At 47.0% G+C, this 500-nt stretch carries 1 pseudogene; it reads left to right on the top strand.

Annotated features, from left to right (window positions below):
- Window positions 1-500 (top strand): annotated as a pseudogene (locus tag HC175_RS17645) (excinuclease ABC subunit B); the annotation flags it as partial.

The following is a 500-nucleotide window of genomic DNA, read 5'->3' as shown; positions in this document are numbered from 1 at the left end:
TCCGGAATTGAGAACTATTCCCGTTATCTCGACGGCCGACTTCCCGGTACAAGGCCATTCTGTTTGCTTGACTATTTCCCCGATGATTATTTAATGGTGGTAGATGAAAGCCACGTAACCATTCCTCAGGTACATGCGATGTATGGCGGAGACCGGTCCAGAAAGGAAACTCTTGTAGAATACGGCTTCAGGTTGCCTGCAGCTATGGATAACCGACCGTTAAAATTCGAAGAATTTGAAGCGCTTCAGAATCAGGTGATCTACGTAAGTGCTACGCCGGCAGATTATGAGCTTCAGAAAACAGAAGGGATGTACATTGAGCAGGTGATAAGGCCGACAGGTCTTCTTGATCCTGTGATCGAAGTGCGGCCAAGCCTCAACCAGATCGACGATCTTATCGAGGAAATGCAACAGCGAATTGATAATGATCAGCGGATTCTTGTCACCACGCTTACCAAACGCATGGCCGAAGAGCTTACTAAATACCTTACCCGTATCAA

This window comes from Salinimicrobium oceani (assembly GCF_012037645.1).
Note: the sequence above shows the minus strand (reverse complement) of the source record. Positions and strands in the feature narration are given on the sequence as shown.